This window comes from Prescottella agglutinans (genome assembly GCF_004011865.1).
Lineage (GTDB): Bacteria > Actinomycetota > Actinomycetes > Mycobacteriales > Mycobacteriaceae > Prescottella > Prescottella agglutinans.
The window spans coordinates 126,759-150,593 of sequence record NZ_RKLP01000009.1 but is presented as its reverse complement, the minus strand read 5'-3'; the positions used below and the strand labels follow the sequence as shown (position 1 = coordinate 150,593).

Genomic DNA, 23,835 nt, shown 5'->3' with positions numbered 1-23,835 from the left:
TCAGTTTACTGACGCTTACCTAGCGACAGTCGTCACGACCCACAACCGCCGGGTCGCCCGCGCCTAGGCCGATCTCACAACTACGACTCGCGCGTGTCCGCCAAACCCATTCAACACCTCTGAATAGGAACTGACCAATGAGTACGAACGGCAAGCCCGGACAAGCCAGAGCTTTCCTCTGCCCAGTGTGTGGAGAACCAACCAAGAGTGACATCCACGGGCGGATCGAGCATTACATCCCAGAAGATGGTCCACCAGCCGAGTTCGTGTTCCTGCAGTGCGACCATGACACCTGTGCAGCACCGATTGTCCAGGTGCGTGAAGACTTCGGGGCCGGCTACGATGCCGACCCTCCTGGGATTTACTACCCGTCCCCGCGTCGATTCAGCATCGTCGTTCCGCGAGACATACAAGCCGAGTTCACAGAAGCCCGAAGGTGCTTCGATGCAAAGGCTTACCGCGCAACCGTGGTCATGGTGCGCCGGACGCTGGAGGGAACTTGCCTAGATCAGGGCGCGACGAAAAAGACCTTGGCAGCTAACCTCGCGGAAATGAAGGAACAGGGCAAGATCGACGGAGTCCTGGCTGAATGGGCAAACCTTCTCCGCATAACAGGCAACGCTGGAGCACATTTCGGAAAGGATGTGACAGCGCAAGACGCCGAGGATGCTCTTGACTTCGCTGAAGCCCTTGTCGACCACTTGTACGTCCTACGGGCGAGGTTCGACCAGTTCAAGGCCAGGCAGCAGCCATCTGCGGGAAACTCGCAGCCATGACGGTTCAAAGCCAAAGTGTAGGGCCGGGGCGGCGATGTTCAGCGGCCTGGGCACTCCCGATCGGGAGTGCTCAGGCGGGCCCGCGCATCAGTCAATTAAGTAGCGATCAGGCTGGTTCGACGGCCTGCTGAGGCACCGCGGCGAGCACGGACAGCTCCTTCGTCCACACCACCGCCAGCCGTTCCCGAGCCCTCGACCCCGCGACGTACAGGACGTTGCGGATCTTGCGCTCTTCCTGTTCCCGCTCGGGCCCAGTCATCTTCTGCACGTAGTACGGAGGGAAGGACTCGGCGCCGACGCGAGCGAGCGCAACGGCACGGAACTCGAGGCCTTTCGCGCGGTGCATCGTCATCACGCGGACGGCGTCGCCGAGCTTGTCCTCATCCGACCGATCGGTGACGACCACGGTGACGATTCCACTGTCACCGAGCGAATCGGCGATGTCGTTCACCGCTTTCCGATCGAACGCGAAGACAGCGATGTCCGAGGCGCCGATGCCCTCACCGATCCAGGTGCTGATCTGCTCGGCAAGTCCCTTGTCCTCGTCGGCGATCGACTTGAACTCGCGCGCTTCGGGATCGGGGCCGCCGAAGACGGATCGCGCGCCGGCGAGAGTGTCGGCCGAGAGGTCGAGGTCGTCGACGTCGGGATCGACGACCTGCAGGCACCACTGCAGGATCTCCCTGGAGGTCCGGTAATTGACAGTGAGCCTCCGGGAGCGGCCGCGCGTCTCGATCCCGTAGCGGGACAACGGGGTGGGGCGACCGTAGATCCGCTGGTGCGCGTCGCCGACGATGAAGAGATCGTCCGTCCCGGGCGCGATGAGGGCGCGCAACAGCTTCCAGTGCGCAGGATGCAGATCCTGAGCCTCGTCGATCACCGCGTGCCGGTATCCGAGCTGATCACGCAGCGACGGGTCGGCGACCAGCATCGCGGCCGCCTGTGAGGCGAGCTGGGTGAAGGTCATCAGTCCCTGCGACCGCATCAGGCGTTCGAACTGCTCGATCACCTGCCACACATCCGCACGCTGCGGCCGGGTGAGGCGCTGGCTGCGGCCGCTGCGGGTGACACGGAGGTAGCCAGCCTCGTCCACGATCGCGTTGCCGAGAACCACCTGCGACCACTCGTCAGCGAGGAATGCCGTGTCCCACTGGCCGACCGCGACCAACGCGGCGCTCGACCAGAGATCGCGCACCTCGTCGGCGTCGGCCGCAACGAACTTGACGGAACTGACGGCCTTGCGGCGCGCGTCCGACGCGGTGACCACGCGCCGGGCCAACGAGTCGATGTTGACGACGTCGACCCGCTCGACGATCTTCGGTCCCGCCAGCTGCTTCAGCTGAGACTCGATCGCGCGGGACAGGTTCTTGGTGAAGGTCGTGAACAGCACCTTCTGCGTGGACGAGTCCGCGTCGAGCCGGCGGGCCAGGTGACGTGCCCGGTGGATCGCGGTCACCGTCTTTCCGGTGCCCGCACCACCGGTCACGCGGAACGGCCCGTTCCAGCCTGAGTGTTGGGCGAGCTTGCGCTGCAACGGATGCAGCCACACCCGCCACTTCGCGAAGTCACCCTCGAGGACGGCGCGGAGCTCTTCCTCGTTCTCACCCTCGTAAGTGGTGAAGCTGAGTCGCGACAGCGGGCGCTGCAGCGCCGCCTCGATGTCGTCGACGTCGACCTCGCCCGGATCCTCGATCACCAGGTCGGCCCACACCTCGTCGGGACTCTTGCCGTAGGCGAGGTCGAGGACAGCATTGCCCTGAGAGGACGGGAGTGCGCCGACGATCGCCATCAGATCGTCGTCGTCGGCGATCTTCTTGAGCTGCTCGGCGATCTCGGGATCGACACCGAACCGCTCTAGGTCCTTCTGCCTGACCTTCGCCGGCATGATCGGCTTCGCGGTCGGCTCGGCGGCCTCCGCATTGCGGGCCTTGTCGACCGCCTCCTCGAGCGCGATGGCGTCGAAGAGTTCGGCGGCACCGGTCTTGGCGTTGACCTGGAGAGTGAGCTTGCTCGCGTAGTCGTAGGCGGCGTCGTGCTTCTTGACCGCCACGAGGTACAGGATGCTGGTGCCGTCGTCCTCGCCCGCCGCGACCAGCACGGCGCGATAGTGGTCCGTCACGCGTGCCGTGCGCACCCGGTTGTTCTGCGCCAGCTTCGGGATCTTGAAGTCGAGTCCGGGCGCCTCGGGGTCCCGCTGGATCTTCATAATGAAGTCCACGACGCGCTGCTTAACGCTGCCCTCGAGTCGGTCGTACGAGCTGTCGAACAGGTCGTGCATCCGCACTTCGGCCTTCACTGCGTACTCCCCTTCACCGCATCCTCGATCTCGCGTGCAAGAGTATCCGGCTCGAACGCTCCCTCCGCGGAGGCCACCGTCCACCCGTGCTTCTCGAGCCACTCGTCACGGTCGGCATCGATGTCGACGACGACCGCGACCTTCGTGTCCGGCCACGCCAGCTCGACCTGCCAGACGGACTCGTCGGGTCCGACCTCGGCGCCCGCCTCGGGCGCGTCGACGCCCTCCCGCGCCATGATCGCGATGAGCTGCGCGAGAACGGGGTCGGTGTAGTCGCGCACGAGCGACCACTCGGGGGTCAGCTCGATCGCTGCATCCTCCGCCTTGCCGGGCAGCGAGCCCGCCAACGGGATCATCGTGCCGGCGAACGGGTCGTCCGAACGCCGTGTCCATATCTCGACCATGCGCATCGGTAGGTCGAGCCCGAATCGGGGGCGAGTGAGGAACTGCAGGACATTCGACCACCGCAGCCAGTCACGCCAGTGCGCGACGTGTGACGGGCCGCCGACCTCGGATGGGCGGTCGTCGAGGACGCACAGCACACCGAGGGTCGACACATGATCGTTCGGGTCGGCGACGATCACGAGCGGCAGACCGCTCAGGCCGGTACGTGGCACCACCATCACCGACCCGGTGGGATCGGACGCTGGCGTCTGCCCGGCCAGGAAGGAGTTCAGGCCGGCCACGAGCGAGCCGGGCGCGAGCATGATCGGCGCCTCGGATCCGTGCTTGCCCGGGTTGACGATGGCGAGCACGGTCCCGTTCGCACCGGCGCCCCACACGTCGGCATCGGGATCGGCCAGATACTCGATGAGGAAGTCGATGGGATTGCCCCACAATGTCTTCAAGCGCGGGTCGTCGATACCGGCGCTCGCGGTGTTCTGCATCTGCTGGTGAAGCAGATCAGGCACCGCCGCCTTGAGCGACTTCGACACGAACGACTGGACGTCGTCCCAGGCGATCGACCACACGCGGCGACCGTCCCGGCGCAACGCATCCCGCTTCCGGGCGTCGTCGTCGGTGATGTTGTGCTCGACACTGGCGTGGTACTTCTGGCCGTCGAGGTAGACCGCGACATCGCATCCCTGTGCATCACTGCGCGTGAACAGGAAGTCGGGCTGTGTGGTGATCGAGCCGGCCTTGAGGTCCACCAAGGGACGCATCCGCCAACGGCGCGGCTCGCCGTTGGGGTTCGCGAGCCGAAGGTCGAGTTCCTCCCCCTTCGACCCGACGGCGGCCTCCACGGACCATCCGTCCCGGCTCGCGATGTGATCCTTGATCGCCTCCCGGAACTGCAGCTCGAGCTCGCTCAGCTGCACCTTCGCGATGTCGACGGTGCTGACCGTCGGGATGGTCTCCACCTCCCAGCCACCGAGGAACTCGTCCAGCAACCTGAGCGCGGACTCGCGGGAGGCGTGGGGAATTTCGCGGGAGGACAGGACGCCGTAGAGGCATCGGTGGCACGCCGCGCGTCCCTCGAGTCGGCACGGGCAGGTGGCGAGCACGTCGCGGGCGAGGGTGAGGATGCCGCGCAACCGGTCGGGCTGACCGAACCGATCGAGGTATCCGGTACCGCCGGGGACGGTGTCGTGAAGGACCAGGAACCGGCGCACCGATCCGGAGCCGTCGCTCATGCTGGACGCGACGACGGCGAGATGCTGCGGGTCGCCGCCGAAGTCGCGGCGCAGCCCCAGCAGCAACGCACCCTTGAACGACGTCATCGTCGTCTCGAAGTGCAGCAGCGACACTGGCAGCAGCAACCGGACGGCCTGGGTGCGCAGCTCGTGGGAGAGCAGCAGGCGCTCCCACTTCTCGGCGGTGCCGCGGCGGGTGGCGCAGTAGCCCCGATGCCGGGTACGGTCCTTCTCCGTCGGCCGTGTGGCGACGACACCGCAGTGCGAGCAGGTGGTGAACCCGGCGGCGGCCACCGTCTCCCCCGCGATGATCGCCTCGCTGCCCGGGGCGTCGCCGAGCCCGACGTTGAGCGAGCGGATGACCGCGGAGCGCGCGTACTCCGCCCCGAACACCGTCGCCTTCAGCTTCCATGCGTCGACGATGTCGGCGGGGTCGATGTCGACGCCCGTGACCTTCGTGAAGAACGTGCGGGTGCGGTCGTCCGCGTCGTCGTCGATGAGTACGTCGTCGAGCCGGTGCACCGCCGAGACCTTCTGCAGCGGAAGCACCTTGTGGACGGCACCGGAGTCGGTGACCGCGCCGCTGTGACAGCGGGGGCAGGCGGTCAACGGCGCATCCGCGTTGGTGGTGCCCCACCCGCAGGACGGGCAGAGCCGGGTCCGGGACCACAGCGGCTGGGAAAGCGGGCCGGCGTCGACGGCGTCGACCTGGACGCGTTTGCCGTTGGCGTAGAAGTACGCGCCCGGCGCGAGTTCGGTGAGCGCGGTGCTGCTGCTGCGCTCGTACGTGAGGTCGAGGGCCTGCGGTTCGGGCGACTGGCTCCCCTCGTTCGCAGTCCACCACAGGTGCACGTCCAGGGTGGTCGCGTCGTCGAGGAGGTTGTAATTGGGAAGCAGACCGACGCCGCTCAGCCCGGTCAGGGTCTCCTGGCGGCCGCGCTCGCGCAGTTGGTCACCGAGCGCCCGCGACTCCCCCATGCAGCGCTTGCGGTCGTCCTTCTGTTGGTCGTCGAGGTGGCCGTGCCTGTCGAGTTCGGCGACGGTCTGGGCGAGTTCGTTGAGCCGCTTCCGGATCTCGTCGGTCTCGGTCTGCCAGGCCAGCGCCACCCGCGCGGCTTCGTCCCGCAGGCCGGCCTCAGCGAATGCCCGCACCGCCTGCTGCGCCTCGGAAACAAGGTTGTTCCCGAACAGCACGAGGAAATCGGTGCTCAGCGCGTCCGCGTCCGCGGTGACCGCGTCGACCACGGATCGGAGCCACGCGCCGTCGTCCATGCCCCCGCCGAGTGCACCGCCGAGTTTCGACGGCATCGCCGGGAGGGTGCCGAGCCCGCCGGCGGCGAGGCGGTCGAGCGCGAAGGCGAAGAACTGGCGGTGCAGCAGCTCGGTGGCGTTGAGGTAGGCGCCGGGCGGCAGCACCTCACCGGCCAGCAGGTGGGTCGGTTCCGCGAAGTAGTAGAGGTCCCGCGGCGAGCTCGGGACGGCGGCGAGGACGAACGCGTTGCCGGTGGATCGTCCGGCGCGACCGATCCGCTGGAGGTAGTTCGCGGTGGACCGCGGCAACGACGCGAGCGCGACCGTACTCAAATCACCGATGTCGATACCGAGTTCGAGGGTGGGCGTGCAGGCGAGGATGTTCGGGTCGACGGGCGAACCGCCCATCTTGAAGCGTGCCTCGACTTCCTCACGCTCCTCGCGGTCGAGCAGGCCCGTGTGCTCCTCGCTTACGATGCGCCGGATGCGGCCGGACCGGTACATGGTCCGGTAGAAGTTCGCCGGTTCGATCTCGACCGGCGCCAGGGTTCCGGGGCAGCGCATCCGCGGGCAGGGTGCGCCGTCCCAGAGCGCCGTCCGGTTGGAGGTCGTGGGTTGCACGTGGTGGCAGACCGGGCACTGAAGGCGTGCGATCCCGGTGGGATCCAGGATGATGCGGTCGGCCGTGAGACCGTAGACCTTGGATCCCTTTTCGCCGGCGCGCCGTTCGAGGGGACCGTCTTCGCCCGCGAGGACGTCGACGACGTCGGCGAGGAGGGCACGCGCTTCAGAAGCGGTGACGCCGAGGCATCGGCGGGTCCAGTCGGTGAGCCGTGATTCGCCGCGCGGGCCCAGCGCGATGAAGTCGGTGTCGCCGGCCGCGCCGGTGGTGAGGAAGCCGGGGGCGGGACGCCCGGCGGGGAACTTCGGCATGCCCTCGGCGCTGCCACCCCAGATGGACCACCGCTTACCCTCGTCGCGGATGTATCGCGCGAGCCACCGGTGGTGAATGCCACCCGTCGTTCGCAGCTGCTCCACCAGTCCGAGGATCCAGATGTCGTAGCGCGGGCCGGCATACGCGTCGATGTCGATCGCGAGCTGCTTTGCTCGATCGTCCGGCACGTCGAGGCTCAGCTGCTCGGCGGGGCCTCGGCTCAGGGTGAGGCTGAGTTGCGGCAGGTTCTGGTGGATGTCGCGGGCCAGGGAAGCAAAGTGGTCGAGGTCGATATCGATGTCGACGGCCACCGCCCCGGTAAGTTCCAACGTGCGACCCATGCGAGCGTTCAGGCCGGTTTCGAGGTGCGCCTGGAATGCGATACGTACGTCCAGCAGATCGCGCAGCCATCCTTCGGAATCGTGGTCGAGCCAGGCGCCTTCGACGCCGGTGCGCCGCACGAAGTCGGGTGGGGTGATCGAGTACAGCTGTGCTGTCGGGGTGTCGGAGAACAGCCTTTCCGCCGCGGCCTGGAGCGTGGTGCGTTCGCCGCTTGTGGCCGCGAGGAGCGCGGAACGGAAGTTGAACTGGAAGGCACGGCCCTCGATGAACGCAGCTCGGTGAGCCGCGTCCTGCACCGAGTCGGTGAAGACGAGCGTCTTCTTCTCGCCGTCGGCGAGAAGCGGAGAACCGAACTCACTAGTGAGGCCGACGCTGAGTAGGGTGGCGACGCTGGATCCGAGGAAGCGGATCGCGTTTCGCGCACCGCACGCCGGGCACGTCTGCTCGACCGCCTGCTCCTCGTCGGGAGTGCAGTGCACCGCGATGGTGTTCTCGTTCGGCGTGGAGGCGACCTCGAGGGTGTCCGCGTCGATGAGCGTAACGCCCTGGTCGGCGGCGTCGGCCAGGAGCAGCGTGCGGGTCTTTCGCCGATCGGCGAGGCGTGCACTGTCGCGCCAGATCGCCTGCGGCTCGTGGGCGAAGGAATCCCCGAGCTCGGTGGTGGAGGTCATCCACCCCGAGTGCCCGCACACCCGGCAGTGCACCGCGGGCAGGTGGGTGCCGTCGGCGGGCGGGCCGTCGTGCCACCAATCGAAACCCGGATCCTGGGATACCTGGCGCAGCATCCGGGTCAACTCCCGCACCCACAGCTGCACCTGCACGTTGAGCAGGGGACGGAGCGAGCCGTGGTCGTCGCGGACGCGGGCGACGGACAGGAGTGCGAGGAACTTCAGCAGGGCCTGCTGTACCTCCGCGGGTCGGCTGGCGTTGTGGACGCCCCACGGCAGGACACCGGCCTGGGTGATGCGGGTGACGGCCTCGGCGGGGGTGAGGGGCTCACCGCTGAGGGCGTCGATGACGGCTCGGGTGAGGAAGTGGGTGCGCAGCGCGTCACCGATCTCGACCGGGTCGGCGTAGTCGATGTCCGCGGCGTGGACGCCGGGTTCGGTCGCGGGCTCGAGAACGGCGCGCGCCAGCGGCTCCCAGGAGCCCTCCACCGCCGCGTCGGGGGTCGGCGCCTCGAGAATGACATCGACCGCCGGAATGTCGAGGCCGAAGTCGACGTGCGGGACGACATCGGCGGCGGTCAACGACGTCTCGGCGACGAGGGATTCGGGTGAGAACTCGGTTCCGAAAATGGTCTCGGCGAAGTCACGCAGTTCGCTCGACCGGCTGCCTCCGCCGAGCGTCGCGGAGGTAGCGACCGGGGTGACTCGGCCCAGCGGGCGCCCGGCCTCGGAGACGCCGATGCGCGCGCCGAGCCGCCGGATGAGCATGGCGACGTCGGTGCCCTGCGCACCGTCGTAGGTGTGGAACTCGTCGAGTACCAGGTACTGCAGGGTGGATGCCGCGTTGTCCCACAACGGGTTGTCGCCGGCCCGAAGGAGCAGCAGGTCGAGCATCTTGTAGTTCGTGAGCAGGATGTCGGGCGGGTTCTTGCGCAGCTCGTCGCGGTTGTCGACGAGCTGGTTGCGCGTGGGGGTCCGGCGCCGACCCTGGCCACCGATGTAGACGCCGGCGGTGACCTCGCTCAGCTGCGGGTCGTCGTGCAGGTAGTTCGCGAGACGCCGCGCCTGGTCGGTGACGAGCGCGTTCATCGGGTACAGGATGATCGCCTTGATCCCCTCCTCGCCGCGCGCGGCCGCCCTGCGCGCATGGTCGAGGAGCGGGACGAGAAACGACTCCGTCTTACCCGAACCGGTTCCGGTCGTCACGATCGTCGGCTGCGCGGCACCGCTTCGGGTGGAGAGGCGCTCGAACGCGGTCGCCTGATGCCGAAAGGGACGGAACCCCTTCGGCATCCATTCCAGTGGCGAGGTCCACTTCCCCGGCACCTGCTGATAGGGCGTGCGCACCTTCAGGTAGGGGCCGCGGAAAATCCCGGTCTCCGGGTGCCGCAGGAACTCGCTGAGGGCCGATCCTGCGTTCGGATCGGCGAGAGCGAAGGTGGTGGACAGGTACTCGGTGATCGAGTCCTTCGTTTCCTCGGCCAGCAGGGACGGGAAGGTAGGCGCCGCGATGTCACCCATTCAGACCGAGCCTCCGCTCGAACTCTGCATAGGCGGTGCGCATCTCGGCCTCACGGTCGGGCTTGTAGAACCACGGCTCGTCGTGGTTCTCGTCAGGCGGGAACGGCGTGTAGCGGTCGAGCAGGTCGCCGCATTCCTCACCTTCGAGGTATGCCTGTAGGAGCTTGTAGTCGTCTTTCTGCTGCTTAACTCCTTGAGCCTGGTGGTCCTTCGTGATCTTCCGACCGCGCGCGTCGAAGTACATGCCGTACTCGTACTTACGAAGTACCGGGAATTGGGAACGGAACATCAGAGCCAAATGATCTGCTGAAAGGCCGAGCATCAGCGCCGCGAGCGCATCAATCTCGACCAACGCAGCCCGACGATCGAAGTCAGAACGCAGGGGGACATCCATAGTCCATTCCCGCTGAGCGACACCCAGCTCTGAGTAAATCGCGAAGTTCGAAGACCACGAGTCATTCACGAATGATTCTTGGTATAGGTCGTCCCACAGCGGTGCATAGTCGCGGGTGAGGCAGTTCAGCCGCAGGGTACGCAGCAAGAGCGCCGCCGCCGAAGGATGGTCGATCGGGGCCGGGAAGCGGTCAATCAAGTCGGCGTTCACATCTGACTTCCCGCTCACTTTGACCAGATAGTCGAACGGAAGCGAGGCCCATAGACCTGCAACCAAAACTGTATTCAGCGAATCTGTGGCCCCAGTCGATAGCCCAGATGACGCACGGGTCAGCGCGCTGCGCGTCGACACCGCACACGTATGGACAGTATGAACGTGCGCTACCCCCGGTGGAACAATCGCGGCGTGCAGTGACCGCTCCAATCCCGGCTGAGTCATCCGACGCCACGCGATACGCCAGTAGTCCACCGCTGGAACGCCATCCCACTGCGGGATCCCCGCACTGTAATCTTCACGATCACAGGCACGCTGATAGTTTGTACGTGGAATCAGCGCTTCCGGGAGCTCCTCAAAATCCCACGCGGTGTAATCGCCCTTGCTCTTGCAGTTTTCGTTGGGCTCCTTCGCGAACGGCGTCGCAACGGTGAAGTGCGGTCCTTGGTACACCACTTCACGCCAGTCGTCCGGGCACTCAGTCCGCCACTCAATATATCCATCTTGTTTGGCCACCTTTTCGTTCCATAGGCTAGACCACCGATATCCAAGGTCTGCGAGCCTCACTGACTGCTGCGCCAGAACCCCTAGTATCTCTACATGCTCTCGGGTCAGAGGCCTAAGCAACCTTGCCTCACTTCCAGGTGTGCCTGGAGGATCGAAGAGTAATGCCCAATCCGACAATGTCGATGAATCAATTTCGGCGACTCGCGACTTGTGCGGACGAAGATCCCAACCGCCCCACGGATACTGAATTCCCGGGACTTCACCAGTGCCCGATTCCTCCACGGACGCATCGACCGTATAGGGCGTCAAAACCGACGCGATCTGCACAAACTGGATACTCGACTGCAGTCGCCCGTAGACATGAATGCCATAGGTAACCGGGTGCCCGATCTCTGCAAATAGCATCAATTCGTTCACAAACTGCCAATGGCGTCGCAGCCTCGAATAGGTTGCTGCTCGCAAAGCACCAGCCTTCGGATCGGTGAAGTGGGTCTCCGGATGAAGGAGCGCCGACACCCCGCCGGTTTGGGAGTTTCTCCAAACCAACTCCATGAAATTCATATACAAGTTCGTTCGGACACCATCGAGCACCGGGTGATCAACCGAAGAACCAAAATGTTCGACACCACCCGCCCACGAGGTTAGTTCGTCAAGGTACTGCAGCCGAGCCAGCGCCACGTCGAGAACCTGGTTGCGTCGTACGGTGAATGTCCTCTCCGGGATCTTCTCCTGCAGACTGAAGTACGGATCGTACTCGGCGAGCGCAATGTCATCCTTCCAGTCGGGCCGCACCCACGGTGGATTACCCACCTGCAGGTCGAACCCTCCACGCTGGAAGATCTGCGCAAAGTCGAGATCCCAGTGGAAGAATCCTTGCTCATCCGCGATGCCTCGTGCTGCGCCAAGCCACTGATGCTTCGACACCAGCTTCCACACCGGGCTCATGCCATAGAAATCGCGTTCGAGGTCGTCCATCTTCGACAATTGATCGAAGCTGTCGACGGTCTCGTGGAACATCGCCTGGTCGGCCTCGCCCTTACGGACGCCGTCGAAGCCCAGCAGTCCTTCGAGGGTCTTGATCCACTCGTCGAGATTCGGCGGGCCCGGGTGGTTGTCGTCATCGTCGTCAGAGTTCTCGACCGGTCCGGTCAGCGACCAGAACCACATGGCGCACCAGGTGTCCATCGCGAGCCGTAGCCGCATGTAGGGACCCTCGGGGTCCAGGAGCTCTGACTCGACCTGCTCACGCGGAACTGCGGTTTCGACGACGGGAAGGTCTGAACCCCACACATCGATCTGGCGAGACACTTCACGCTCGCTGATCATGAGTCGGCGCAGCGTCAAGTCCCACAGGCGCTCAACACGGCGTGACAGAGCCCTCAGCCGATCGAGCTGCTTCTTGTCCGGCTTCTTCGTCACCTCTTTACGCCACTTCTTGAGCGCTTCAACCGCTTCCGGCATCAACTCCTTGGCCTGCTTCGCATCAGCGACAGCTGCCCAGCCGCTGGCAGGCAGGAGGAAGTGGTGGATCTCGCCGTCACCGATCGACCCCTCGGACAGCGGCCGCTCGGTGGGCGGGGTCGTGAGCCAGCTCTTCTTCGCCTTGCCGAGCGAGGTGAAGTCGTAGGTGGCGCGGCGGGCACCGATCAACGAGTTGCCGCGGCGCAGGTGCAGGCCGAACCACGGGGCCTGCAGTCCACGATGCATCACGTTGAGCCACAATGACACCTCCGCGAGCTCCACAGCCGTGGCATTGAGGTCGACACCGTAGGCGCGGTGCAGCGCCAGGTAGGCCTTCACCTTCTGCAACTCGGTGGTGTACTGCTCCGGCTCGATCCGCTCCCCCAGCTCGTTCTGCCTGCGGACCAGGTACTCGGCGGCGAGCTGATTGATCGCCTCGTTGAGGAAGGCGCCGCTGCCGAGCGCCGGCTCGCAGATCCGGTACTCCAGAATCTGGGCGGCAGTCGTCTCGTCGGTGATCAGTTCCGCGAGCGCGTGCTTGACGACGGTCTTGGTGAGGACCTCGGGCGTGTAGTAGGAGGCGCTGCGCTGGCGGTCGCGGCCCGAGAGACGAAACACGAAGCTGCCCTTGGCATGCCGGACGATGTCCTTACGTCCGGTCAGCCGGTCCTCACGCCACACGATGTCCTCGGCGGCGTAGTCGCCCGACTTGGTGGATGGCACCAACCACGAGCCCTTGTCGGCGTTGCCGTCCTTCGCGACCTCGACCATGTCGTCGTCGGCGATCAGACCGGAGTACGACATCAACCCCTCGTACACGGCGCCGAGCTGGTTGATGCCGAGCTGTGCGTAGGAGATGTAGCCGCGCTGCTTGTTCTTGTTCTTCGACGGCTTCGACAGCAGCAGCAGGGTGAGCACCTCCTGCAGCACCCGGTTGCTGATCCGCGTCTCGTCGATCAGCGGGGTGCGTTTGGGGTCGAACAGGTCCGAGCGCATCGCCTCGAACACCAGCCCGTCGCCGTCCTCGGTGCCTGCGCCGTGGCCGTCGTTGACGAGACGGAACAGCAGGTCCAGCGATTCGTGCAGGTGGTGCCCGTCCGCGGAGCGTCCGGTGAGGGGTACCTGGATGATCTCCCGCAGTCGGTCGAGGCCGTAGCCGGACCCGTACTCGGGTGCGCCCACAGGAAGAATGCCCAGCTCCGGGCGGGCTTCGGCGAAGAGCAGGAACAGGATTCGGTACAGGAACCGCAGCGACTGGATCGTCAGATCCTTCGGGAGTTCCGGGATGCCCTCGACCGGCAGGCCAGCAACGCGGCGCTGTTCAAGTACCTCGTTGGCGACCTTCTCGATCGAGATACGCAGGCCCTCGCGGAGATCCTCGCTGACGCCGACTGCGTGCTTCTCGGAGTCCTCGGTGAACGCGTCGAGGGCTGCCTTGCCGTCGTCGTTGGGCAGCAGCACGTCCGCGGACCACAGTCCGGCGTGATGAGAGAGCTCGCCCGCAGCCTTCTCGTCGCGGCGGTCGAGTGCCGTCGCGACATCGAAGGCGAGGTAGCGGCCCTCCGACCAGCGGGCGGCGTCGGTGAGCAGCACGGTGCCGCCGGCGACGAGCAGGAGGTAGCGCGGTGCGTGGTCGCTCACGAAAAGCTGGGTGATCGCCTTGGACACCGACGCGAGCAGCTCGGTCTTCTCGCTGGTGATCGTCAACCGCAGCGGGTGCAGCAGCTCGGCGTCGTCGGAGAACAGGGAGTCGGCATCGGCGGCCGGTACGGCCTGCAGGATGTGCAGTGCGTCGGTGTCGGCGGCGCCCGTGAATCGCGCGATCAGCGGGACGGCGATCGGAGTCTCCCCCTGGAAGGTCTCCAGGGTCGTCTCGCTCGTCTCGAACCCTGCTGCGCGCAACAGGTCCCGATGCATCTCGGTGACGACCGCTGCGTAGTCCGGATTTGCCGGGTCGGGCAGTTGGCCGAGCGCGCGGAGGTAGCTGCCACTGACCGAGACGAGCCCCTTGAGCGGGGTGTCCTTGCCCTGGGTGGCGCGTTCCTTCCAGTCCTTCCCGAGGTCCTTGAGCTTGGCGGGGAAGACCTCCGCGAGCCAGTGCTCCGACAGGTAGTCGTTGACGTTGGAGATGGAGTCGAACATGGCTCAGCTACCTGCTTTCGGCACGATCACGGCGACGACGCGAACGAAGGGGTCGCCGCTGGCGGCGAGTGCATCGATGAGGGCGGTCGACCGGTCGACAGTCGCCTCGATATCCAGTCTTGATCCGGTGCGGCGGCCGCTGTCGGTGACGATGCCGAGTGCTGTCTGCTCCCAGCCCTTCAGCCCACTGCGGTAGTCGTCGATGCGGCGGAGGAGATCGGCCTCGAAGTCGTCGCGGCGATCCCGGATGTGTTCGGTGGCGGCGCCTACCGCGGCGCCCACGCGGTACTGCAGTGCGTCGAGGTCGACGTCCGCGAACCCGGCGTTCTCTGCACCCTCCCGGATGCCGGCCTGATCGAGGGTCTCGTCGAAGTCCCCGACCTCGGGGTGGTCGGGAAGGCCCCGCACTGCACCCCAGTGCGCGATCGCGGGTTGACCGAGCGAGTTCGACCACACCGCCTGGGTTAGGAACACGGGTTCGCTCACATTGCCGGACAGGACGGGAATCTCGTTGCGCCCGAACCGCGAAATCGATCGGTCCGCCGCCCAGTCCAGCACGGGATGAATGGGCGCGAGGAAGTGCACATCCGGCCACGCGCTGTCCGTCGACTTACGCGCCCTGTCGAGACGGTCTTCGGAGAACTCGTTGCTCCCGGACAGCCGCAGCCGGTCCGCGATCTTCTGCTCGTCGAGGTACTCGGACGGCAGGTCCCGGAACCGCGGCACCAGATCGGCCGGCGGGTTAAAGGCGATCATGTCCTTGTCTTCGTCGCGGGTCACGTCCAGCGCGTGGCCGCCGGCCTCGGCCTCGACGTCCTTGAGCGCGTCGGCGAGGTAGTTGTCATCGTCCTTGAACAGCGACCGCCGCGGCACCTCCTCCGGTGTCGGGTCTCCCTCGTGTCCGCCGCCCGTGGCCATCAGGTTGGCAAACGGGTTCTTCAGGGCCGCCGGAGTCGCCTCCGGAACCACCTCATCGAGATCCTTGCCATCACGGATGGCCTGCATGACCGTCTTCTCCTCGATCTCCGCGTCGTGCACGTCGAGAAGAACACCCGCGTCGCCGAGAGCCTGGTTGGCCTCGTACTCCTTCTGCAGCAACTTGGTGACCACCCGCAGATCGCTGGGGACGTCGTCGGCGTCGCTGGCGAGGGCCAGGGCCGCAATCTGCGGCTCGTGCATCTGCCCGTACCGATCGATGCGGCCGTTGCGCTGCTGGATCCGGATGAACGACCACGGCAGGTCATAGTGGACCAGTTGGTGACATTCCTTGTGCAGGTTGAGTCCTTCGGAGGCCATGTCGGAGGCCAGCAGGATGCGGATGTCGGAGCTGGCCTGCCCGAAGCTCTCCACCACGGCCTGCACCTTCTCGTCCGGCAGTCCAGCGTGGAGCACCTGCACCGCCTTGACCGGCAGCTTGAGCCGTTTGGCCACCTCGGCCTCGAGCCAGGTGAGGGTGTCGATTCGCTCGGAGAAGACGACCGCGCGGGTCGGTGAGCCCTTGCCGACCCCCGCCTCGGCGAGGTGGTCGATCAACTTCACCAGCTTGGAGGGCGTCTTCGCGTCCGCCTCCTCGGCCAGCTCATCGAGCCGCAGCAGCGCCCGGGCCTCCGCGGACGTCGTGGAGTCCAGGGTCTTGAGGCGGCGCTCGACACTCGCCCGCAGCGCCTTCGGCGAGGACAGGAAAGCCTTGAACAGTGTCCACGGGAACAGCTGACGGCCCTGGCCCGTCACAACCGAATCGCCGTCGGGATGCAGCCAGGTGTCCTCGAGCTCCCGCAGCACCGCGATCTCCGCGGCATTGGGCACCACCTCGACCACCTTCGGGGTCCGCCGCTGCTTCCACTTGTGCGCGACGTCGAGCTTGACGTCGGGAGAGTTCCGGTGCCGACGGACGTACAGGTGTTCGATGTCCTTGGCGGTGTATTCGGTCCGGTCGGCGATGGCGGTGGGGTCGAGCAGGTTCACGAGCTCGGCGAACGACTCGGGCTTGCCATTGTGCGGGGTGGCGCTGGCGAGAATCAGCGCATCGGTCTGCGCGGCAAGCAGTTTCGCGAGTTCGTTGTTCTGGGTTCCACGATTGATCAGGTTGTGGCACTCGTCGATCACGACGGCATCCCACTTGTGGTTCTTCAGGTGGTGCTTGTACTTCGCCGGGTTCTTGAGGGTGTCGATCGAGACGATCACCCGCTTGTAGTAGCTGAACGGGTTTCGGGAACTCGGCAAGGTCTGCTTGACCTTCTGGATGCCGCCCGAGTCCAACCGCACGAGTGGGATCGCGAACCGCGTCCACAACTCGTGCTGGAACTGCTCCAGGACGGCGCGGGGGGTGACCACCAGGATGCGTTCGCCCCGCCCGCGTCGAATCAGCTCCGACAGCAGGATGCCGATCTCCAGCGTCTTACCGAGACCGACGGCGTCGCCGATCAGGATCCGCGGACGCAGATTCTGCAGTGCCTGTGCTGCGGGGCGGAGCTGGTAGTCCATCCGGTCGAGGAGACCACGGTGGCCGACCGCGATGCGCGTCTCGGCGGCGGGCACCGGGCTGCTGCGACGGACAGACTCGAGCCACAGCCGGGAGCGCCGGAAGCCCGCCGAGTCGTCGAGCACCAGCTTGCCGTCACGCGGGTCGAGCCGGTCGATCGTGTCGAGGGAGTCGAAGAAGACGGCGTCCTGGTCGCGGACCAGCTCGCCGATTCCGGTCACCTCGACGCGCGTGCCGTCACGCTCGGTGGTCCGCACCGACCGCACGAGCCACTCCTCGTCACGGACCACAACGCGCTCACCAGCGGCGATGTCTGCCACTCAGGACTCCTTCGAACATTGAACTATCGGGGGTCAGATTAGTCTCCGGACGGGCCGCGGCAGCGCAGGCTCCCACCGTGGAGAGGCGGCGGGACGAGAGTTGCTCCGCCCCGCCGCCCATGCGGATCAGCCTGCAGCGACGAACGTGCTGAACAGGCCCTCGAACTCCTCGTCCCTCTCATGGGTACCGAACAGAAGTGCCCGGTCGAGGAAGGTGTTGTTCAGCTCGCAAGACGTTTCCGGCACCAGCACGCAGGCGTGGCAGGCTGCCAGGTTGAGCGCATCTGTGCCGGACGCCGTCGATTCGATACATACCGGGTCGGACGAGCACCATGAGAGTCGCCTCAGCCCCTCACGGAGCGCGCCAGCGAAGCCGTCCGGTGATGCCTGAGACGCCACGCCACCGAGGCTGCCCGCCGAGTCCGAGCTCGCCGTGTACACGAGAATGCCGGCCATGTCGTCGTCGACGTAGAGGCGCTCGCGCAACGACGAGGCCGGGTAACCCGCATCCAGCGACAGCTGATCGATGAGGACATGCGCGAGAGTGTGTACGGCCACCTGCACGATATCGACATGCGGCGCCGGCCGGCCGAACTCGGCCGCCCGTCGGTCGGCGGCCGCCTGAAGCAGCTTGCGGCGCCGCTGCGCAAACGGCATCTTGGACCAGTTCGTGAGTTCACCCCGGTCCAGCGCGACGAATACACCTTCGCCGATCACCTCGACTGCAGGCAGCCAGTGCTGCCGAGCATGAGACAAGTCGCACAGGCCCTCGGCGCCAAGTTCAGCCACACCACTAAGCCGGGAGAACCCATACAAGGCCCGTACCTCACGCAGGCGCGTCACCTTGCGCACCTCGGTGACCAGCTTCGGCAGCGACGAATCCAAGCGCATCGGCAGGCACACGAAATCCGAGTCGACGCCGTTCTCCTCACGGCCCGCCAACAGCGCACTGAACTCGTCGCGACGCAGTGCGGCCTCACTCAAGTCCGCGTCCGTCTCCTCGCCGCGGCGACGCTCAAGCTCCGCTGTGATTGCCTCGGCCGAGTGCTTGCCGTTGGAAGACTTAGCGATGTTCTCGATCAGCCTCGGCGTCACCGCATCCGGGTCTGCCAACGAGATCCAGTGCTTGTCGACGAACTTCGCCAGCGCCTCCGAGTACGGCGGAATAGAGATGGCCGACCGCACCGCGGGGAACCACACGTTCGACGCACCTCGCTGGAGCACTCGAGGCGTCTCCGAACAGGTCTCCCTGGCCTGAGCTCCCAGCCAGATACGAGCGCCATTGCAGGCCCCGTGATCAGCGAGCGCCTTCGGGCCAAAAGTCCCGTCCAAGGACTTGGGAGGAACTCCACAACTGCACGTCAGCACAAGATCCGCCAACGACGACGTGCGGCCGAGCGACTTCAGCTTCATCTCGTGTTCGACTCCTTCGACAACCGGCGTGCCCTTGTGGAGCCACCACTTGTACGGGAACTCGTCGATGTGGCCCTTCGCACACGCGACGATGAGTCGGAACGGCGTCAGCTCCGCCTTTTCCTTGCACTGTGCACATTTGGCGACGTTCCAATCCTTGGACAGCTCGAACAACGAGCCGATCCGGCGACATTTCGGGTTGGGACACACCTGGGTCAGAGGGAACCGGATTACGGGCACGTCACGTGTCGTGCCCGCAGGAGGTGACTTGAGCTCGCTCACATGCAGCGAACGCGCAAGCCGTGGCTCGCTGACCGGGCGAGCACGATTCTCGTTCCATTCGTCCAAGCCAACGATCATGTAGCTGGTCGTCTCCGACGGGAACAGGCCGCCGATCCCGTAAGTGCTGAGAAGTTGACCCCTACGGGCCTTCGCTCCGGTCGTCATTACTTCCTCTTCATCGCAATCTCGAACAGGCCGCTCTCGGCGTCGACTTCACGCATACTGCGCATCGTCGGCCATGGAGCCTCCTTCTGGGAATATTCGATGTGGTCATCTGTCAGGGCCGCGGCTGGGTCGACCAGCAGGGCCGCATCGAGATTCCGGACGTTCTGGTAGCGCATGTGCGGCTTCACCTCACCAGCCTGTGACCAAACCTCCAGCAGGTCACCTACCTGCGCCGCTGTTGCGTCACACTCTCGGTCGCTTTCGTCGTCCCGCCCGTTGATGGGATCCGTGAGCACCGCTTCAGCACGCTTCGCAACCAAATCGCCGATCATGCAGAGGTCATCCCAGTTCTGCGCCGCCAAGTACGCCGAAGTATCCGGCGCGAGGCCTGGGACGAGAAGCCGAGCGAGCGACACCAGCACCCCGTGCAGACCACGGTCACGGGCCCGGGCCGCGAACGGAGTCGCGCTCGTCGCTTCCACCGCCCGATACAGAGCCTGGTGGTACGGGACGAAGCTCTCGTAATGCGAACGGTCACGCGACCGCGCCGCATTGAAGATCGTCACTACAAGCCCGGGAAACTTGCGGCCGACCCGGCTGGTTGCCTGGATGTACTCGGAGCTCGACTGAGGCTGCCCCATTACGGTCATCAACCCAAGCCGGTCGATGTCGACCCCCACCGAGATCATGTTGGTTGCCAACACGACATCGTCCGGCCTGCCTGCTTCCAGAGAGGTCTCCAATTGCTTCAGACGGTTTGGAATGTCCGAAGACGCCACACGGCTGGTGAGCTCGTTAACCAAATTCAACTCGCGCGCCACCGTGCCTTGACGGTTCGACACCACCTGCAAACGCTCACGAACGTCACCCTCCACCTGAAGGTAGGCGCTTCCGAGCACGCGAAGGCTGTTGAAGTAGCCGAGAAGCGTCCAGTACGGATCACGGGTTTCGTCACCACCCTCGATGTCCTTGGCTGCCTGCAGTAGCGCTGCGTATACGCGTACGAGAAGGGTCGCGTGGCTCGTTGCCGGCGACATGATTCCGACGTACTGCCGGGTGCCGTGCGTATCGCGTGGCGCGGGTTCGGCGAAGAACGACTCGTCAGGATTGATACCCGGCGGCGGGAACTGCGCAGCCGTCCGCGCGAACACCGAGCGGATCTGCTTCTCGGCCCGCCGAATCGTCGCAGTTGACGCAATCACCTTCGGCCGGCCGCGGTCTACAACCTCCCCGAGCGGATCCACCGAGCACGCCGCGTCAACAGCGGTTTCGTACAGCCCGACCATCGACCCCAGCGGCCCCGAAATCAAGTGCAGCTCATCCTGGATGATCAGATTCGGAGGATAGCCGATACCGTCGCGGGCGAAGAGCTTGCCGACATCTTCCTTCCACGCCATGTTCGCAAACTTGTCAACTGTGCCCAGGATCAGCTCGGGTCGCTCCCGGTAGATGTCGTCGTCGACCACATGCACTGGGAGACCGTTCGCGAAATCGCAACCAGTTGTTCCGCACTGGATGTGAAGGTAGCGCTCCGGGTGTCGCACGGCCTTGTAGTTGCGGTGATCCAACAAGGCCCCACACCATGGGCACTGAGTGAGCTGAACTGGATTCTTTTCCTGCAGCTCTTGCCCGTCCTTGAGTTTGAGCAACGATTTCCGAGCGTCGTCCCAAGTGTTCGGCGTACCCGCACTTCCAACCCACAGTCCGATCGAGAAGCGGCGATCACCAAGATCTTGGTTTGTCCTGCGGACCGTCTCCAGGGAGCACATCAGCATTGTTGCGCGCTCGAACTGCTGGATCGTCAGCAATCGAAGGGTGTAGCGCATAATCACGGCTACACCTCGAGCCTCAGGATCCTTCAGCCTGCGGTGCAGGATCGAAAACGCCACCAACCCCAAATACGCTTCAGTCTTTCCACCGCCGGTAGGGAACCACAACAGATCCGCGATGCCTCGATCCGGGTGATGTCGGTCGGCCAAACCGGGCAGGTTCAGCAGAATGTAGGCGATCTGGAACGGGTACCACCGGTCCTCGGCGCCGTCACCGACCGTTCCCTTGGCTCCCTTGCGGACCCAGTCCTGACGGGCACGCTGCAACTGCATGGCCTGATTCGAGAGTCGGAACGCCCTCATGCTCACCGGGTCGTCGCGCAGCAGGTCGATGCCGGCCTCGATGCGATCTGCTGCGGTCCGCGCAGCCTTCACGTGATCCTGAGCCGTCTCCAGCAACTTGTCTTGGACATCCGCGTCCCCGGACGTCAGGGCGCTCTCGAGCTGCTTGATCCACTCGCGGTAGCGCCCCGCCAGGCCCCGCAGGCCGGCGACGACCTCTTCATCGGAAGCGTTCGCCAAGAACGACATCCGCAAGTTGACGGAATCGTCGAGGAGACCCGGCCTGGCCCGATACACCTCGTATGTTGGAAGGAACGTCGTCGCCACGTGGTCCACGGCCTCACCAACCGATGAAGTGTTCCACTCGGCTGCGCATCCGTGACCAATCGCGAAGGTCCGTTTGTTCCGATAGAGCAGAGCCGACGTGTCGAGGTCGTCGTCGTGCCCGACGTTAACGTGGTTACTCCGGTCGACAATCGCCGGCACCACCGTCGAAACGCTGATTCCAACCTGGAACCATGACTTGTCATCCCGGAGCTCACCTTTGACCGCTGGCTTCGTGTTGCGCAAAGCAACAGAGACGGTCGAGACGCCATCACGCGGAGGGCGGACGTACACGTACAGCTCGAGCCCGTCGACGACCTCTTCCGTCGGCCCCCACACCCCCGGCTCAGCGACCGACACCGGAATCGGATCGAGCGCCAGCGGGATCCGCCGCCAGTCATCCGTTCGGGTCTTCTTCGCTTCGTCGTCGTCACCTTCGACCACAACTCTGGTGTAGCTCGCACCCTTGAGCCCGATCGAGATCTCAGTCGCATCGGCGAGCCGGACCGAAAAGGTCAAACCGACCGACGACGGGTACCGCATCAGTGCCTGCGCGACAGGGCTGTCCTCTGTCGCCTCACCGTCGGCGTCGGCACCGTCCGGGTCGGGTGCCTCCTGTGGCCGATCGTCGATCGGCCACAGCGTGCCCACTATGTACCGGTCGAGCGGTGCCTCCGAGATGATCTCGTGCTCACCACCGCCAGGGCCTATGACGTCGCGCGCCAGCTCCTCGACCATCTCCGTCCTGAACCGGTACTTCTCGTCCAGGGATGTGTCCCGCGAACTCACGAAATCTCCTCCATGTTCGACCAATCAGGTTGTGCCAGACCTATGACTCGCGGTGCGAGCCACAGTCCGGAAAAGCTGACATCCAATTCCTGGGAGCGTCGCGGATCGCCGGCAACGGTCTCGACAGAGACCAGCGACAAGCCGGACAACGACGCCGGCCACGATCCGCCCCGCATGCTGAACGCCTTGACGAACGACTCGTTGAACGCCTCGCTCGTCCGCCCGACCGCCCGTCCATCTTCCGTGCTGAGAACGTACGAGGGCAGGTCTTGCGTCGAGCGCTCTATATCGAGGACCGCCTCAAGCGGTGCGCCCACGAGATCCGGGGCATAGAGGTTCGCCTGCACGACGTGCGCGTCGCTCGCGATCGTGACCGGTACGTCGACCTCGACGTCTCCGCACTTGAACTCGACGGCTTTCGTGCGCTTCTTCGTCGACTTCCATTTGTTGACACGCTCCAGGATGCGACCGGGCAACCAGTGCATGTCCTGGTACAACGCATAGGTCTTCGGCAGCTCGCACCGGAAGATCGTGTCCCGGGCGCGGCTCAGCGCCACGTACCGCGCCCGGACGACCGCCCAGGGATCCTCGTCCTCCCATGTGAACGCACGGTCGACGAGGAAGACCCGGTCGAACTCGAGACCTTTGGCCCTGTGGACCGTGGAGACGATGACGTTGCTCGAGTCGGGCTCGGTCAGAGTTAGTGGAACGGTGCCCGATTTCACCAAAGACCTGATCCGAGCAAGGTTGAGCGCATCGAAACGGCGCGCATCACCCTCCGCCGCCTTGAGCAGGTACCAAGCGTCGTCACCGCGCTCCTCGCCGAGGATCCGCTGGAGGGCTTCTTCGACCTCGGACCGTCGAACGACCGTGCCGTCCAGTGAGCCCAGAGCCTGCGCCACCCACTTCGCGGCACCGAAGTCCTGCGCCTGACGCCGGACCGCATGACGAATACCGTTCTCGTTGAGGTACTTCGAAACCCTGAGCACCTCACCGTTCGTTGCGCACAGGACCGCGGTCGTCACACCGTCGACCGACAGCATCTCGGCCCATTCCTCGATCTCCCCCAGCTCGAGCAAACTCGACTCGAACTCGTCCAGTGCGTCTGCGGCTTCGCTCGCATCCGACATACCGCGCAGCTGGTTACCCAACTCGACGACCTTCTGGGGATCGGCACCCCGCGCCCGGTAGTTCTCGCCGAGACCGACCGTCGTCGCGCCGAACTCCGACCGCAAAGCCTCGAAGACCTGCTGCGAGGAAGTCTTGCTCTTCGAGTCGCCAAGCTGGAAATCGTAAATGCCCTGGAGCGGATCGCCCAGCGCGGTGATACCGACGTCCGGTTCCAGCCGACGCAGGAGTGCCAGCACGAAATCCGCCCGGTCGCCGACGAGGTCCTGCACCTCGTCCATCACGATGTGACGAAGGTCCTCGACCTCGAAGGGCACCTCGTCGGATTCGTCAAGCACCTTGGTGGCCTGCCGGATCCGCGCCTCGTAGGAACCCATCGGCTCGATGTCCGCGTCGAGCAGAATCTGGCCGGCGAACGAGTCGAAGGTGCGCACGTTCGCGGCGGCGACCTCACGCAACTCCAGGCGCGTCCGCACCGCGGACACCGCGGCGCGGGAGAAGCTCAGCACCAGCACCTCGGTGGACGCCGACAGCTGCTCCTCCTCGACGAGGAACCCGATCCGTGCCGCAACCACCTCGGTCTTGCCCTGGCCGGCACCGGCGATCACCACGAGGCGCTCGTCGATGGGAGCCTCGACGACGGCGCGCTGCTCGTCGTTCAGTTCCAACGGTTCTGCCATTG

At 65.2% G+C, this 23,835-nt stretch carries 8 protein-coding genes; 1 reads left to right on the top strand and 7 read right to left on the bottom strand.

Going from position 1 to position 23,835, the window contains the following annotated elements:
- Positions 1-137: 137 nt before the first annotated feature.
- Entirely contained in the window at positions 138-776 is a 639-nt protein-coding gene (locus EGT67_RS17635; RefSeq protein ID WP_127917389.1) for a DUF4145 domain-containing protein, read from the top strand.
- Between the two features lie 106 nt (positions 777-882).
- Here EGT67_RS17635 and EGT67_RS17630 read toward each other — a convergent pair whose 3' ends face one another.
- The 7 genes from EGT67_RS17630 to EGT67_RS17600 all read right to left on the bottom strand — a co-directional run bounded on the left by EGT67_RS17630 (position 883) and on the right by EGT67_RS17600 (position 23,833).
- On the bottom strand, positions 883-3,072 hold the full coding sequence (locus EGT67_RS17630) for a UvrD-helicase domain-containing protein (protein WP_241566095.1): 2,190 nt from the start codon (positions 3,070-3,072) through the stop codon (positions 883-885).
- Positions 3,069-9,422, bottom strand: coding sequence for a DEAD/DEAH box helicase (locus EGT67_RS17625; protein ID WP_127917388.1), 6,354 nt, complete (start codon positions 9,420-9,422; stop codon positions 3,069-3,071). The genes EGT67_RS17630 and EGT67_RS17625 overlap by 4 nt, the downstream gene beginning before the upstream one ends.
- Positions 9,415-14,139, bottom strand: coding sequence for an Eco57I restriction-modification methylase domain-containing protein (locus tag EGT67_RS17620; RefSeq protein WP_127917387.1), 4,725 nt, complete (start codon positions 14,137-14,139; stop codon positions 9,415-9,417). Before EGT67_RS17620 ends, EGT67_RS17625 begins: the two co-directional genes overlap by 8 nt.
- 3 nt (positions 14,140-14,142) lie before the next feature.
- Entirely contained in the window at positions 14,143-16,941 is a 2,799-nt protein-coding gene (locus EGT67_RS17615) for a DEAD/DEAH box helicase (RefSeq protein WP_127917386.1), read from the bottom strand.
- 126 nt (positions 16,942-17,067) lie between these two features.
- Complete coding sequence (gene drmB, locus EGT67_RS17610; RefSeq protein ID WP_127917385.1) at positions 17,068-18,801, bottom strand: DUF1998 domain-containing protein; 1,734 nt, start codon at positions 18,799-18,801, stop codon at positions 17,068-17,070.
- The gene (locus tag EGT67_RS17605) at positions 18,801-22,025 is read right to left on the bottom strand and encodes a helicase-related protein (RefSeq protein ID WP_241566094.1); all 3,225 of its coding nucleotides are present in this window, start codon (positions 22,023-22,025) and stop codon (positions 18,801-18,803) included. The genes drmB and EGT67_RS17605 overlap by 1 nt, the downstream gene beginning before the upstream one ends.
- Complete coding sequence (locus tag EGT67_RS17600; RefSeq protein ID WP_164877596.1) at positions 22,022-23,833, bottom strand: UvrD-helicase domain-containing protein; 1,812 nt, start codon at positions 23,831-23,833, stop codon at positions 22,022-22,024. The genes EGT67_RS17605 and EGT67_RS17600 overlap by 4 nt, the downstream gene beginning before the upstream one ends.
- Positions 23,834-23,835 lie beyond the last annotated feature (2 nt).